The 14,132-nt window shown below is 56.4% G+C and carries 11 protein-coding genes; 4 read left to right on the plus strand and 7 right to left on the minus strand.

Annotation, left to right across the window (positions count from 1 at the left end):
• The first annotated feature begins 85 nt into the window (after nt 1-85).
• Entirely contained in the window at nt 86-1,102 is a 1,017-nt protein-coding gene (locus RUDLU_RS0118305) for a threonine aldolase family protein (RefSeq protein ID WP_019989864.1), read from the plus strand.
• Nucleotides 1,103-1,138: 36 nt separating this feature from the next.
• On the opposite strand, the gene RUDLU_RS0118310 is transcribed toward RUDLU_RS0118305, so the two are convergent.
• From RUDLU_RS0118310 to RUDLU_RS0118325, 4 genes are all read right to left on the minus strand, one after another.
• Nucleotides 1,139-1,870 carry a hypothetical protein gene (locus RUDLU_RS0118310; protein ID WP_019989865.1) on the minus strand — a complete coding sequence of 244 codons (732 nt, stop codon included), beginning with the start codon at nt 1,868-1,870 and terminating at the stop codon, nt 1,139-1,141.
• Between the two features lie 52 nt (nt 1,871-1,922).
• Nucleotides 1,923-2,687, minus strand: a complete 765-nt coding sequence (locus tag RUDLU_RS0118315) for a LytR/AlgR family response regulator transcription factor (RefSeq protein WP_019989866.1) — start codon at nt 2,685-2,687, stop codon at nt 1,923-1,925.
• Nucleotides 2,684-3,718 (minus strand): sensor histidine kinase, encoded by a 1,035-nt coding sequence (locus RUDLU_RS0118320; protein WP_019989867.1) that lies wholly within the window; start codon nt 3,716-3,718, stop codon nt 2,684-2,686. Before RUDLU_RS0118320 ends, RUDLU_RS0118315 begins: the two co-directional genes overlap by 4 nt.
• A 119-nt stretch (nt 3,719-3,837) precedes the next feature.
• Nucleotides 3,838-4,812: a fasciclin domain-containing protein gene (locus RUDLU_RS0118325; protein WP_019989868.1), complete on the minus strand. Its 975-nt coding sequence runs from the start codon at nt 4,810-4,812 to the stop codon at nt 3,838-3,840.
• Between the two features lie 240 nt (nt 4,813-5,052).
• Between RUDLU_RS0118325 and RUDLU_RS0118330 the strand changes: the two genes are divergently transcribed.
• On the plus strand, nt 5,053-6,642 hold the full coding sequence (locus tag RUDLU_RS0118330) for a bifunctional GNAT family N-acetyltransferase/carbon-nitrogen hydrolase family protein (RefSeq protein ID WP_019989869.1): 1,590 nt from the start codon (nt 5,053-5,055) through the stop codon (nt 6,640-6,642).
• A 79-nt stretch (nt 6,643-6,721) separates the two neighbouring features.
• Here RUDLU_RS0118330 and RUDLU_RS0118335 read toward each other — a convergent pair whose 3' ends face one another.
• Nucleotides 6,722-7,600, minus strand: a complete 879-nt coding sequence (locus RUDLU_RS0118335; RefSeq protein WP_044130548.1) for a glycerophosphodiester phosphodiesterase family protein — start codon at nt 7,598-7,600, stop codon at nt 6,722-6,724.
• Nucleotides 7,601-7,631: 31 nt separating this feature from the next.
• On the minus strand, nt 7,632-9,911 hold the full coding sequence (locus tag RUDLU_RS0118340; RefSeq protein ID WP_019989871.1) for a spermine/spermidine synthase domain-containing protein: 2,280 nt from the start codon (nt 9,909-9,911) through the stop codon (nt 7,632-7,634).
• A 109-nt stretch (nt 9,912-10,020) separates the two neighbouring features.
• Between RUDLU_RS0118340 and RUDLU_RS0118345 the strand changes: the two genes are divergently transcribed.
• On the plus strand, nt 10,021-10,827 hold the full coding sequence (locus tag RUDLU_RS0118345) for an SDR family oxidoreductase (protein WP_019989872.1): 807 nt from the start codon (nt 10,021-10,023) through the stop codon (nt 10,825-10,827).
• Between the two features lie 44 nt (nt 10,828-10,871).
• Nucleotides 10,872-13,526, plus strand: coding sequence for an MGH1-like glycoside hydrolase domain-containing protein (locus RUDLU_RS0118350; protein WP_027303192.1), 2,655 nt, complete (start codon nt 10,872-10,874; stop codon nt 13,524-13,526).
• Here the strand turns inward: RUDLU_RS0118350 and RUDLU_RS0118355 are convergent, their stop codons facing one another.
• The gene (locus tag RUDLU_RS0118355; protein WP_019989874.1) at nt 13,527-13,928 is read right to left on the minus strand and encodes a type II toxin-antitoxin system VapC family toxin; all 402 of its coding nucleotides are present in this window, start codon (nt 13,926-13,928) and stop codon (nt 13,527-13,529) included.
• Nucleotides 13,929-14,132: the final 204 nt, after the last annotated feature.

Consider the following 14,132-nt stretch of genomic DNA (forward strand, 5'->3'; position numbering starts at 1 on the left):
GTTTTCAGTTGCGCAAAGCGGTCTGATCACGCGTTAGCCAACTGTAAACCGTACACTGAAGACTGTAAACCAGAAACTATAAACCATGACAATTGACCTTCGTAGCGATACCGTTACGCAACCGACGCCCGCCATGCGCGAGGCTATGTTTTCGGCCCCGCTGGGCGATGATGTTTTCGGCGACGACCCTACCGTAAATGCGCTGGAGACGAAAGCCGCTGAACTGTTTGGTATGGAGGCTGCCCTGTTCTGCCCCAGCGGAACCATGACCAATCAACTGGCTATTCGAACGCACACACGTCCCGGCGACGAGGTAATCTGCGATCAACTCTCGCACATCTACCTGTACGAGGGGGGCGGTACCATGGCAAATGCGCTGGTGTCGGTGGCCTTGCTGCCGGGTGTGCGCGGTAAACTAACCCCGGAGCTGATTCGCGATGCGGTGAACAACCCCGCCGATCCGCACCGGCCCCTGTCGCGGCTGGTGTCGCTCGAAAACACCATGAACAAAGGGGGCGGCTGTTATTATACCGTGCCCGAAATTGCCGCCATTCAGCAGGTGTGCAAAGACCATAAGCTGGTGCTGCACCTCGACGGGGCCCGGCTCTTTAACGCCCTGATCGAAACCGGCGATAGCCCCGAAGCCTACGGCCAACTGTTCGACTCAATCAGTATTTGCCTCTCGAAGGGGCTGGGGTGCCCGGTGGGCTCACTGCTGCTGGGTAAGCGTGATTTTATCGCGCAGGCGCGTCGGTACCGGAAACTGATGGGGGGCGGCTGGCGGCAGGCTGGTTTTCTGGCGGCCGCGGGCATCTACGCCCTCGATCACCACGTGAACCGGCTTAAAATTGACCACTCCCGCGCCCGCAAAATCGGGGCGATACTCGAAAAACGACCTGAGGTCGAAGAGATTTATCCGATTGACACAAACATCGTTATTTTCCGGTTGCCCGAGTCTATTCTGGCCGCTGACTATGTGGATCAGTTGGCCGAAAAGGGCATCCGGGCGGTTACGTTTGGCAAACACCTGGTTCGGTTTGTGACCCACCTCGACTTCACCGACGAGCACCTGACCGAGCTGGAAAAGCGGCTGGCCGTGTAGCACGTGGTGCGGTGCGTTGATCGCAGAAATGGCCCGTTAGAACGTAAACCCGGCGCGGATAGCTACCCGGTTAAAATCGGCCGATTGGCGCGAACTCCGGTCGGGCTGTTCAATGATGGACCGTTGAAGATAGTACCCACCGCTCAACAGGAAGCTGGTGTTGCGCACAAACGGAAACCGCAAGCCTAACCCGGCTGAGGTGTAGGCCCCACCAATGTAGTTCAGGCCGGGGGTGTCGTTTACGGTTGCGTTGAAACTGTAGCCGCCATCGACGAAATAGAAAGGCACCGGCCCCTGCCGTAGCGAAGGCCCCGACAAGTCGCCCCGGACAGAGGCAAAAAACGGTACAAACGTCTGGGTTGCGTACAGGTCGACCCCGGTGCCGAGGCCAGCGTATAGCCAACGGCTAAACCGAAACCCGTTGATGATGTGAAACGTGATAGCGGCTGTTGTAACGGCCTGCGCCGTTGTGTTGCGAGCCGCCAACGGACCGAGTTCAACAAAAAGACCATAGCCCCGGCTGCGTGTAGTCGGGGCTTTCTCGTGCCGTATGCTCAGGACGTCGGTTTGCGGAAAGACAAACCGGTTGCCATCGCGGGTTTCAATGGTCACGCTGGCGTCTGAAGGGGCCGACAGTAGCCGTCCGCGTAGTACCCAGCCATTACGGAGAGCTAGTACATCGGTTGTTTCGGGGGCGGTTGTTATTTGGGCGTAAACGGTAGAAGTAACAAAAAAGGCAACGAGGAGAGTGAGTACGGGATGGCGCATCGGATTGAGAACAGTGGATAGTTGACATACGGGCGCGGGCGCCCTCGGGTGGCTATTGCTCCAGCCACGCTTTAAACTCGGGGACCCGCTCGCGGCTCACAAACACCTCGTCGTCGGGGGCGGGCTGAAAGTGCAGGCGCAGGCGGCCACCCACGTTGGTCCGAATATCCCGAATAGTGTTGATACGGGCCACTACCTTGCGGTTTACCCGGAAAAACTGCCGGGGGTCGAGCTGCATCTCGAGTTCTTCGAGCGTGTAGTCGATCACATACCGGCGGTTGTCGGTCGAGACGAGGTAAACAATCTTGCCGTCGGCATAGAAGTAGGCCACGTCGTCGGTATTCCGAAACTGGAGGTGGTCACCAAATTTGACCAGAAACCGGGTTTTGTAGGCCCGTGAGAGGTGCGCAATATCGCGGCTCAACTGACGGATCAGATCAGGAGCCAGTACCGGAACCGGCATCAGCCGACTGCGCCATTTATTCAGCGCCCGGCCCAATTGCGTGGGGTCAACGGGTTTGAGCAGGTAGTCGACGCTGTTGACCGAGAAGGCGCGCAGGGCGTACTGATCGTAGGCGGTGGTAAAAATAACCGGACAGTGCACCGACGTGCGGTTGAAGATGCTGAAGCTAAGACCGTCGGAGAGGTGAATATCCAGCAGCAACAAGTCGGGTTGGGGGTGAGTCGCAAACCAGTCGACGGCATCGTCGACCGAATCGAGCGGCCCCAGAATGGTCAGGCTATCGTCGTGCTCCCGGATCAGCTTGGCCAGCCGTTCGGCCGCCAGGTCTTCATCTTCAATCAGCAACACATTCATGGTTTGGAAAGGCGGATCAGTGGAAGAGTAACCCGAAACGTGCCGTCTTGCTGCACCACCGACACGTCGCGTTGCGTAATAAACCGATACCGTTGGCTAATGTTTCTGAGGCCCACCCGCGTAGAGCCCTCGACTTCGGTTTTGGGCTGTACATTGTTGGTTACCACTAAGCCGGGCGAATCTTCGACCGAGACGTTGATAGTAAGCGGGCGATTGTGGGAGCTTATGTTGTGTTTGATGGCATTTTCCAGCACCATTTGCAGGGCCGCCGGCACAATGTAGTAGTGGCGGTACGGCTCCGGTACGTTTAGCTGAATACGTAGACCCCCATTGAAACGGGTTTTGAGCAGATAGCTGTACGATTCAAGAAACTGCATCTCCTCGCTGAGCGATACCAGTTCGCGGTTGCTCTGATCGAGCACGTGCCGGTACACGTTGGACAACTGCTGAATAAACTCCTTGGCCGAAGCAGGGTCTTTGTCGACCAGCGAACTCAGTACGTTGAAGTTGTTGAACAAAAAATGCGGATTCACCTGCGCTTTCAACGCCTGGAGTTCGGCCTGAACGGTGGTTTTTTTCAACTGTTCGGCCTCCAGCTGCGACTGGCGGTACTGACGAAACAGAAACTCGACAGCGTTCAGGATATTAATAAACAGGTTGACCCGGTAGCCAAACACCAGGCACAGCTTAAACACCAGCACGAGGTTGGTGAGGCTATGCCCCTCGAAGGCCCCGCCCACAAACCACACGATTGGCACAATCACAACCAGCACCAGCAGCAGGCTCAATACAAAATGGATGAGCAGCGGATGCCAGGGCCACGGCCACCGACGTTGCGCGGCCGGAATTCCCCGACTCAACAGATGATTGCCCTCCCAGATAAGCCAGACAATAGCCAGCACAACCCCGGCCGCTACCCAGTTGGGAGCCGTAATCTGATAGCGGGGCAGGGTGTCGAGAAAATGTAGATTCAGGTACGAGTAGCCTGCCAGCAAGGCTACAAACAAGTACCGGTAACGATGCGCAAACATGGTGGATAAGGAGTGCTCTAAAAAGCAGGCAATAAGCTACTTTGTTTGCCAGCGCCTAAAAAGGGAATACCACCCCCACGGCGGAGGGTGGCATTACCTGTTGAAGGTGCGAATAGAACTTAGGGAAGAAGAACGCGGTCGATTACGTGCACAACCCCGTTGAGCGTGGGCACGTTGGCGATCACCACGTTGGAGGCCATGGCGTTGCTACGGCCTTTTACCTGTACACCACTACCCGAAACGGTGGTGCGGAGCGTTGCCCCGTTGAGGGTCGGTACGTCGGCGTTGTTGGGTACATTGGGCGAGTACACCTGCTGCCCCAACACGTGGTAGGTCAGGATATTGGTCAGCACGGCCGGGTCGGCGGCACGAATGGCGTCGATGGTAGCGAAACCTGCATCGATAAAAGCCTGGTTGGTGGGCGCAAATACCGTGAGCAGCGGGGTTGTACCCAATACGCGCTGCACGTCTACCGATCCTTGCGAAGCCCGTTGCACGGCTGCCACCAGATACGTCAGGTTGGGGTTGCCCGCAGCTACTTCGACAATGTTACCGGCCGGTGGCAACAATACGCTGTTGAGGATATGAATAACCCCGTTGGAGGCCAGCACATCGGCCTGCGCCACAGGAATCCCGTTGACGGTAACGCCCATGCCGCGACGGGTTACGTGAAACTGCGGAGAAATAAGTGTGTTGAAGCCTACTTCGACCTCCGGGAAAATATCCGAGAAAAACCGATTGCCGGGAATAACGTGGTAGCCCAGAATCCGGCGCAGAGCCGGAATGGGCGCGCTATTGATGGCGGCTTCGTTGGGGAAGCCGGCCGCCCGGAAGGCGTCGTCGGTAGGGGCAAACACGGTGAAATCGCCGGGGTTGCTCAGCGTACCTGCCAGGCCGGCCCGGATCACGGCGGCTTCGAGCAGGGTATGAACCGGACTGTTGATTACGATTTCGGCCAGGCTTTGGGTACCTACGCGGGCTGCACCCTGACGGGTGGGGCGAAGGTCGGCAGCGGGTTCGCGCTCACAGCTGCTTAGTGGTAATAACAGGCCCGTGAAGACTATGGCAATGACAAACGTGAAGGTTTTTTTCATGGCTACTCCTATGTTGAAGAATGTGGTAAAAAAATAGACAATCACGGCTATAACCGGCCCGCCTAAACGCTTGTCGGGCCGCGGGGAGTGAATGGACAAAACAAAGGAGTAAACCGCTCAAAGCAGGGTGTAAACCGGGGTAAAACCTCAGCCCGTTCGGAACCACCGACAAGCCTACAGTGGTTAGTAAAGGCATGTAGCTCTGGCGAGCCGACAGCGATTGACAAACGACCGACACGTATGCGCATTGATACCCGAAACTTACGGAGAGAAGATTACGCCGACCTGAAAGAGGCCATGATTGAGTCATACAGTGGCATCGGGGGCGATTATTGGGAGAAAAACCTCATCGACAAGCTGCTGCGGGTGTTTCCGGAAGGGCAGTTGTGCGTGGAGGTCGACGATAAAGTGGTGGCCTGCGCGCTCGCTATCCGGGTAAAGTATTCTGATTTTGGCGATAACCACACCTACGAGGAAATAACGGGCGGCTATACCTTCAGCACGAACAACCCCAAGGGCGATTGGCTTTACGGTATCGAGGTGTTTGTGCATCCCGATTACCGCGATTTACGGCTCGGCCGACGCCTGTACGACGCCCGCAAGGAGCTGTGCGAGCAACTGAACCTGAAGGGTATTATGGCTGGGGGCCGGATTCCGAATTACGCCAGCTACGCCGACAAACTCTCTCCCCGCGACTACATCGCCAAGGTCCGGCAAAAGGAAATTTACGACCCCACGCTCAGTTTTCAGCTCTCCAACGACTTTCACGTGAAGAAAGTCCTGCGCGGCTATCTGCCCGGCGATACCGAGTCGAAAGAGTTCGCGACCCTGTTGGAGTGGAACAACATTTACTACGTGGATGAGAAGAAAAAACGCTCTCATTCCGATGCCATTATCCGGCTGGGGGTGGTGCAGTGGCAGATGCGCCATTTCCCGACGCTTGAAGCGTTTTTCGATCAGGTTGAGTTCTTTGTGGATGTAGTGAGCGATTACAAGGCCGATTTTCTGGTGTTGCCTGAGTTTTTTAACACACCCCTGATGGCCGAGTTCCGAGATATGCCCGAGCCCAAAGCCATTCGGAAACTGGCCGAGTACACCGAGGAGGTTCGCGAACGGCTGGTGAAGTTTGCGATCTCGTACAATGTCAATATCGTGGGGGGGTCTATGCCGCTCATGGACGACGGGAAGCTGTACAACGTGGCTTATCTATGCCGTCGCGACGGTACCTGCGAGGAATACCGTAAAATTCATATCACGCCCAACGAGGTGAAGTACTACGGCATGGTGGGTGGCAACGAGGTGCGGGTGTTTGATACCGACTGCGGTAAAATCGGGATGATGATCTGCTACGATGTCGAATTTCCGGAACTGGGGCGGATTCTGGCGGCTCAGGGGGCCCAGATTCTATTTGTGCCGTTTCTGACCGATACCCAGAATGGCTACTATCGCGTGCGGAACTGTGCTCAGGCGCGGGCCATCGAAAACGAGTGTTACGTGGCTATTTCGGGTTGCGTGGGTAACCTGCCCAACGTACCCAATACCGATATTCACTACGCGCAGTCGGCGGTATTTACGCCCTCTGACTTCCAGTTTCCCAACAACGCGGTCAAAGCCGAAGCGACCACCAACACCGAGATGGTACTCTTCGCCGACGTCGACCTGTCGCTGCTGAAAGAGTTGCACGAATACGGATCGGTGCAGAACCTCAAAGATCGCCGACCCGATTTGTACGAAGTAAGCCTGAAGAAGGCATCCCGGCGCACGGCCAAAAAAGCCTCACACGATAACGACCCTGAATACGTTGCGCCCATTCAGATTGTAACGCCGTAAACGATGACATCTTGCCGGAGCGGTCTTAATCGTGTAAAAAAAACAGGGCTACCCAGCGGGTAGACCTGTTGCGTTGAGTCTACTGGCGGACCGCCCGGAATACCTCCAGCGGGCGGTCGGTACTCATGATATCGGCTCCGTTTTGGGCCCATTCCTTGTAGAGGCCGTCGCCTTTGGTGGCGGCCTGCTTGTCGAGGTTACCCAGCGTACCCAGAATACAGGCGATACCTTTGGCGTGCAGAAACTCGTACAGCGCTTTGTCGGGTTCGCGGACGCCCACAAACGCCACCATCCGGTTGTCGGGAATGTCCAGCTCGCGTAGCCGGTCGTACTCGGCCTGATTCCGAATAGTCACCGAAATCATCAGTTCGGGGGCCATCTTGTGGAGCCGGGCCGCATCGGCCGCATTGTAGGTGATAACGGCCGCAATGTCGCCCGTACCCGTTTGCCGAACCATGTTCACCACTTTGTCGAAGCTCACGTTGCGCTTTACATCGAGGGTGAAATAAACACCCGCCTTGCGGCCCCAGCGGAGTACTTCTTCCAGCTTCGGAATTTTGTATGGGGTAGGCGTCCCCAGATTATCCTCGAGCCGGTACTGCTGAATCTGCGCGTAGGTCTGCTCAATCAGTTTGCCGGTACCGGTGGTGGTGCGGTCGAGGGTAGCATCGTGCATCATGACCAGTACACTGTCTTTGGTCAGGTCGATGTCGCACTCAATGATGGCTGGGGCTTCCCGCGTCCCGATTTGCCGGGCCACATACGCAAACGATTCGATGCAGTTTTCGGGGTACCCCTTCAGATCGCCCCCGCCCCGGTGTACCGAGATGCGGGCCGTTTGGCCGGGTTTGTAGGTAAAAAACTCATAAGCCCCATTGCCCGGTGTGCGCAGGCTTGCCTTGGGAGTACAGGTTACCAGCGAAACGGCCAGCAGGGTAAAAAGAAAGGTATTTTTCATAGCAAATAAATTCAAACACACCCATCAAAGTTCAGAGTTTGTCCCGCTGCCGGATGCTGTACTCGTCTTTGGGAAATAGATCCGTATTGATTTCGGGACCTACCGGTACGTTGCCCGGCAGGGTACGCGTGTGCGATTGATATTTGGCCAGTAACCCCCAGAGATCAATTCCTGCCGAGCGGTAATGGGCTTGTGTGTAGGGGCTTTCGATCCGCTGCCGAATGGCCGCCCAGTCGACCTTAATAGGCTCATTACTACCAATCAACACCAGTTGGTCAACGTACACCACGTACGGGAATACCGACTGAAACGTGTTGCGAATGCGGGTGGTGGGTGCCCACGTAACCGCGTAGCCACCCGGCCGGAGCCGCGACCGCAGCAACTGAAAATACTCGCGGGAGTACACATTACCCGAAAAGGCCGACGACGGCCGGAGCGCATCGGCCTCGATCACGTCGTAGCGCTCGTCGCTGTGTTGCAGGGCGTAGCGGCCATCGCGAAAGATCAGTCGTAACCGCTTGTCGATGAGTAAATTGTTTACGGCGCTATCGTTGGCTTCGGCACCGTAGTCGGCCACAATCTGGGCTTGGTTGCTCACAATCTCGAAGCAGTCGATTCGGCGGGTTTCGGCCCGGCCGGCCATGCCGTGCACCGTTCCGCCCGACCCCAGCCCGATTACGGCGACCCGCTCAGGGTTGGGGTGAATCATGACGGGCAAGGCTCCCAGCAGGGTGTGTACCGGGTCGATGGAGAAGGGCAGGCCACTTTGCCCCAGCCCATTCACAAACACCACACCCGATTTATGATTGGGCAGCAGTTTGATAACCGATACGCCAGATGCGTTCTCGTTGAACAGGATGTCTTCGGGTACATCAACGCCGTTGAGCCGTTGCCAGAATCGGGTATTGTCGGGAATGAGCAGCAGGGCAAGGACCTGCGCTACCGTCAGCACCGAAACGGCCAGCGTGTTGAGGTGTTTCCGGGCAAACAGGACGAAGCCGTACACCACGCCCAGCCCCGCAATCAGTTTGAGCAGGGCCGCTGTGCCCAACACCGGAAACCCGATCCAGGTAACCCACCACGCCCCAATAGCCGAACCAACAATGTTGACAAACTGAAGCCAGCCGACCTTACGGCCTACTTCCTCGAACCGATCCTGAATAAGCGATTGCGATACGGCAAAGCTCAGGCCCATCAGAAACGTAGGTACAAAGAGCAAAAATAGCGGCATGAGCCCGTAGGTGAAAACGGCAAAACCCGGCGACAGAACCGGCTCGCCACTTTTGAAATACTGCCACAGAAAATCGAGCGACGGTACCCGGCCAATGGCGTTGACAAACACCCCGACAGAGGCCGCCGTGTACACGTACAAAACGGTTTGCGCCCACAAAAACAGCCGCTCCCGCGAGGCCGGGGCCTTAAAACGAGCGTTGCGGCCCAGCCCCACGCCAACCAGCGTGCCGAGGGCCATGGAGCCAAGGTACACCGCCAGTAACACCGAGAACGTGAGCGATACCGACTTAATGAGGGTTTCGAGAACCCGGAACCAGATCAACTCCAGCGACAGGGCCGCCAGCCCCGATATAAGGTATTGCACCGACCAGACTGTGAGCGCGGGCGTAAAGCGCATCGGCTCGGTGGCTACGTCTGTCTGAATGGTTGCTGTTTCGGTTTCGGTGCTCCAGCCTCCGCGACCCATCCCCCAGGCACCCACCACGCACAGACCGTTAAACAAAACACCCACCCAGATCGCCGATTCGTACCCCATCTGCCGAACCAGCACAAAGCCCGTGATAAACGCGCCCACGGCCGCACCAAGGGTATTGACAAAGTAGAGCAGGCTGATGTAGCGTGCCTGGGCGGGGCCGTCGCTGAACCGAAATCCCCGCGAGAGAGCCGGCAGCGAAAACCCCATCAGAAACGTGGGCAGCAGCAGCACCAGAAATACCACCACATACATCACCACCGGGCTACTGCTATCAACCGGGTTGTTCACGTACAACACATCGTACAGGACCCATTTGCTCAGAGCGGCAAAGCCCATAATACCGGCTTCGGCCAGAAGAAAATACCGGAGGTTGCGGGCGGCCGAGGCCCGGTCGGACAGGCGGCCACCCACCAGATAGCCGAGACCCAGTCCCGTCATGAACGCTGACACAATCAGGCTGATACTAACGGTGTCGGAGCCGGTGTAAAAAACAATGAGCCGCTGCCAGATAACCTGATAAAGCAGGGCCGCAAAACCGGACAGGAAAAACAGGGCGTAAAGGAAAAATAAGGAGGAGCGAGACGGATGGGTAGAATTCTTCATCCTGCAAGATATAGCGCGCACGGTAGGATGGCAAAAACACGGGCTCGGCTTTCTGGTTTCATGGTCAGTAGGCCTCTGATTTGGCCTAATACCTACGCAACCGATTGGCATGGCAGAACATAAATTAAGTGGGCAAACAGCCCTTGTTACCGGAGCGAGTTCTGGAATTGGAGCTGGTGTGGCCCGGGCGCTCGGACAGGCGGGGGCCAATGTGGTGGTCAACTACGTCAGCAACGCCGATGAGGCTGAGGCCATTGTGGCCGAAATTAAGCAACAGGGCGTGGAGGCCATAGCTATCCGGGCCGATGTGTCGCAGGAACATCAGGTACAGGCCATGTTTCGGCAGGCCGTTGAGCAATTCGGGACGATTGATATTCTGGTGAATAATGCCGGGCTTCAGCGTGATGCTCCCTTTCATGACATGACCCTGCAACAGTGGCAAACCGTGATCGACGTGAACCTGACAGGGCAGTTTTTGTGCGCTCGTGAGGCTATCCGCGAGTTTTTGCGCCGAGGGCCGCGCCCGGAGGTGTCGCGGGCTACGGGTAAAATTATCTGCATGAGTTCGGTGCATGAACTAATTCCGTGGGCGGGCCACGTGAACTATGCCTCGTCGAAAGGGGCCATCAAAATGCTCATGCAGTCGCTGGCGCAGGAGTACGGCGACCGGCAGATTCGGGTCAACAGCATTTGTCCCGGTGCCATTCAGACGCCTATCAATACGGCGGCCTGGAGCACTCCGCAGGCGTTGAACAGCCTGATGACGCTCATCCCGTACAACCGCATCGGCCAACCCGACGACGTGGGAAAACTGGCCGTTTTTCTGGCTTCCGATGATTCGGACTACATCACCGGGGCAAGCATCTTCATCGACGGTGGCATGACCGTGTTTGAGGGCTTTGCCACGGGCGGTTGATAGGGAAAGTTGCAGGTCTGATTTTCACTCTTTTTACCTACTCCATGCCTACTTCTTCTCCCCAACCTGACGCCGAACGGCTGCGTGTTTTGGCCAACGATCAAAAGCCGGTGCCCCTCGAAAAATGGGGACCGTACCTGTCGGATCGGCAGTGGGGCACCGTCCGCGAAGATTACTCGGCCAATGGTGATGCCTGGAACTACTTCCCGCACGATCATGCCCGCGCGCGGGTGTACCGCTGGGGCGAAGATGGGCTACTGGGTATTTCGGACCGGCGGCAGCATGTGTGTTTCGGGCTCGCCCTCTGGAACCACTCCGACCGGATTCTGAAAGAACGCCTTTTTGGCCTGACCAATGGTGAGGGTAACCACGGCGAAGACGTGAAGGAGCTGTATTATTATCTCGACAACACGCCCACACACTCGTACATGAATGCCCTCTACAAGTATCCGCAGGGCCCGTTTCCGTACGAACAACTGCTGACCGAAAACGCCCGCCGTTCGCGAAACGATACCGAGTTTGAACTGCTCGATACGGGGATTTTCGACGGGGGGCGTTACTTCGATGTGGTTGTTGAATATGCCAAAAATAACCCCGACGATGTGTGTATTCGTATCACGGTCACCAATCGGGGGCCGCAACCGGCCGACCTGACATTACTCCCCACTCTTTGGTGCCGCAACCGCTGGGCTTTCGAGCCGAATTACGAAAAACCGCTTATCAACCGGCGGCCCGATATGCCCATGGGCGGAGTGGCCCACCTGAAACACCCCCGGCTGGGCGACTACTACTTTTACTACCAGCCAACCGACACCGCGTTGATGACCGAAAACGAAACCAACACGAGTCGGTTATTCAACATGCCCAATGAGAATCCGTTTGTGAAAGATGCGTTTCATGGGGCCATTGCTGCTCAAAACGATTACCTATGTACGCTGCTCCGCGAAAACCCGACGGGTACCAAGTTTGCGCCCGTGTACCGGCTTCGTATCCCGGCTGGAGATGCAAAAACGGTCTGTTTGCGGCTGTCGAAAGAGGCAAATACCCGGCCGTTTGACGAGGAATTTGGTGAGGTGTTTACCCGTCGAATAGCCGAGGCCGACCAATTCCATAACCGGCTGGTTCCGGCGCAGGCCACGGCCGAGCAGAAGCTGATTCAGCGGCAGGCACTGGCGGGGTTGCTCTGGTCGAAACAATATTATCACTACGACATACCGCGCTGGCTCCACGGCGACCCCGGCCACCTGCCTCCTCCGCCTGAGCGGGTGCTGGGCCGCAACAATCGTTGGGAACACCTCAACAATGAAGACGTCCTCTCGATGCCCGACAAGTGGGAGTACCCGTGGTACGCGGCCTGGGATCTGGCGTTTCATTGTGTTCCGATGGCGATGGTCGATCCAGGCTTTGCCAAGCATCAGCTCATTTTGCTCATGCGCGAGTGGTACATGAGCCCACAGGGGCAGATACCGGCTTACGAATGGAATTTTTCGGATGTAAACCCGCCTGTTCATGCCTGGGCGGCCCTGTCGGTGTACCGGATTGAGCGGGCCTTGCACGGCAACGCCGACGTGTCGTTTCTGAAACGGGTATTTCAGAAGCTGCTGATCAATTTTACGTGGTGGGCCAACCGGCAGGACGAAGAAGAAAACAACGTGTTTAGCGGTGGCTTTCTGGGGCTCGACAACATTGGGGTCATTAACCGGAGCCACCTGCCGCCGGGTACGCTGCTCGAACAGGCCGATGCCACCGCCTGGATGGGCATGTACGCCCTCAACATGATGGACATTGCGCTGGAGATCACCCAATTCGATCCGACGTTTGAAGACGTGGCCACCAAGTTTTACGAACAGTACGTGCTCATTGCTGAGTCGCTGAACGGGGAGTTGTGGGACGATGACGAACACTTTTTCTACGACCTGCTGCACCCCAACACAGGCCCTTCGACCAAGCTACGGGTACGCTCGGTGGTGGGGCTCACGGTCTTGTTTGCCGTGTCGGTGATCAAGCACGAAAAGAGTCAGCCGCTGGCCGATTTTCTGAAGCGGATGCGGTTTTTCCAGAAATACCACCGCGAACTCGGTCGGCCCCTGCCCGAGCAGCGGGTCAATGCCGGGGGCGACATTCTGCTGTCGATGATTTCGGAAGAGCGGCTGGTGAAACTGCTGGAGGTGATGCTTGATGAGTCGGAGTTTTTGTCGCCGGGGGGCGTCCGGGCTTTGTCGAAATACCACGAACAGCATCCGTACAGTGTGCAGATCGACGGTGAGCTTCATAGTATCCGGTACGTCCCCGGCGACTCCGACACGGGCATGTTTGGCGGTAACTCCAACTGGCGTGGGCCGGTCTGGATGCCGATCAATTACCTGCTCATCAAGGCGTTGAAAAAGTACCATCAGTTTTTCGGCGATACGCTGACGGTCGAGTTTCCAACGGGGTCGGGCAACCGGCTCACCCTGCGTGAGGTATCGGACCGGCTGGCCCGGCGGATGGTGTCTATTTTTGAGCGCGACGATACGGGCAACCGGCCGGTTCACGGGCCGTACAACTCATTTTACAGTCGACCCGAAAACGTCGATCTGCTGTTGTTTTTCGAGTACTTCCACGGCGATACGGCGGCCGGCATCGGGGCCAGTCACCAAACCGGCTGGACAGCCGTGGTGGCCGAACTCATCAACGACGATGCCTGGGAGTGGGAGTGACTATGCCTGAATGATTCGCACGAAGGGCGAGTAAAGCGGGAAATGCTCATCGGCCGAAATAAGCGGAGTGCCTTCAACTAAAGCTGTGGCTAATAACAATCGGTCGAAAGGATCACGATGTTGGCCGTACAAAGGAATACGGTCGTAAGCGGTAATATGCTTACGGTCGATGGGTAAGAGGTGAAATCCGTCAGACTGTAGCTGATCGGCAAGGGCATCGGTCGACAGGGCCAAGCCTGGCAGCCGCCCTATTTTCTGTTTAATTGCAATTTCAAGCAAGCTAACCTCACTAACCAGAATGACATTTTCTTGCAAAATAGTTTGTACAGCAGGAATAATCATTGAAGGGTTAATGACACTCCAAATCACAATCTGCGTATCGGCCAGATACGATTGCTCCATCACATATAGTCGTTTAAATCATCTAAAGGCTCATTGAAATTATCAGGTATACTATACTGTCCTTCCAGGCTGCCTAATCGAACGCCTTTCCGCAGAGGTACAGAGTCTGTTGACGATTCGTCCAGAAACAACACAACAACTTTTGCTTTTCGAGTGGTAGGAGGACGTTCTGTCAACGTTAGCTGCCCGTTTTCGTAGATGCCA

The sequence above is a fragment of the Rudanella lutea DSM 19387 genome, from assembly GCF_000383955.1.
Lineage (GTDB): Bacteria > Bacteroidota > Bacteroidia > Cytophagales > Spirosomataceae > Rudanella > Rudanella lutea.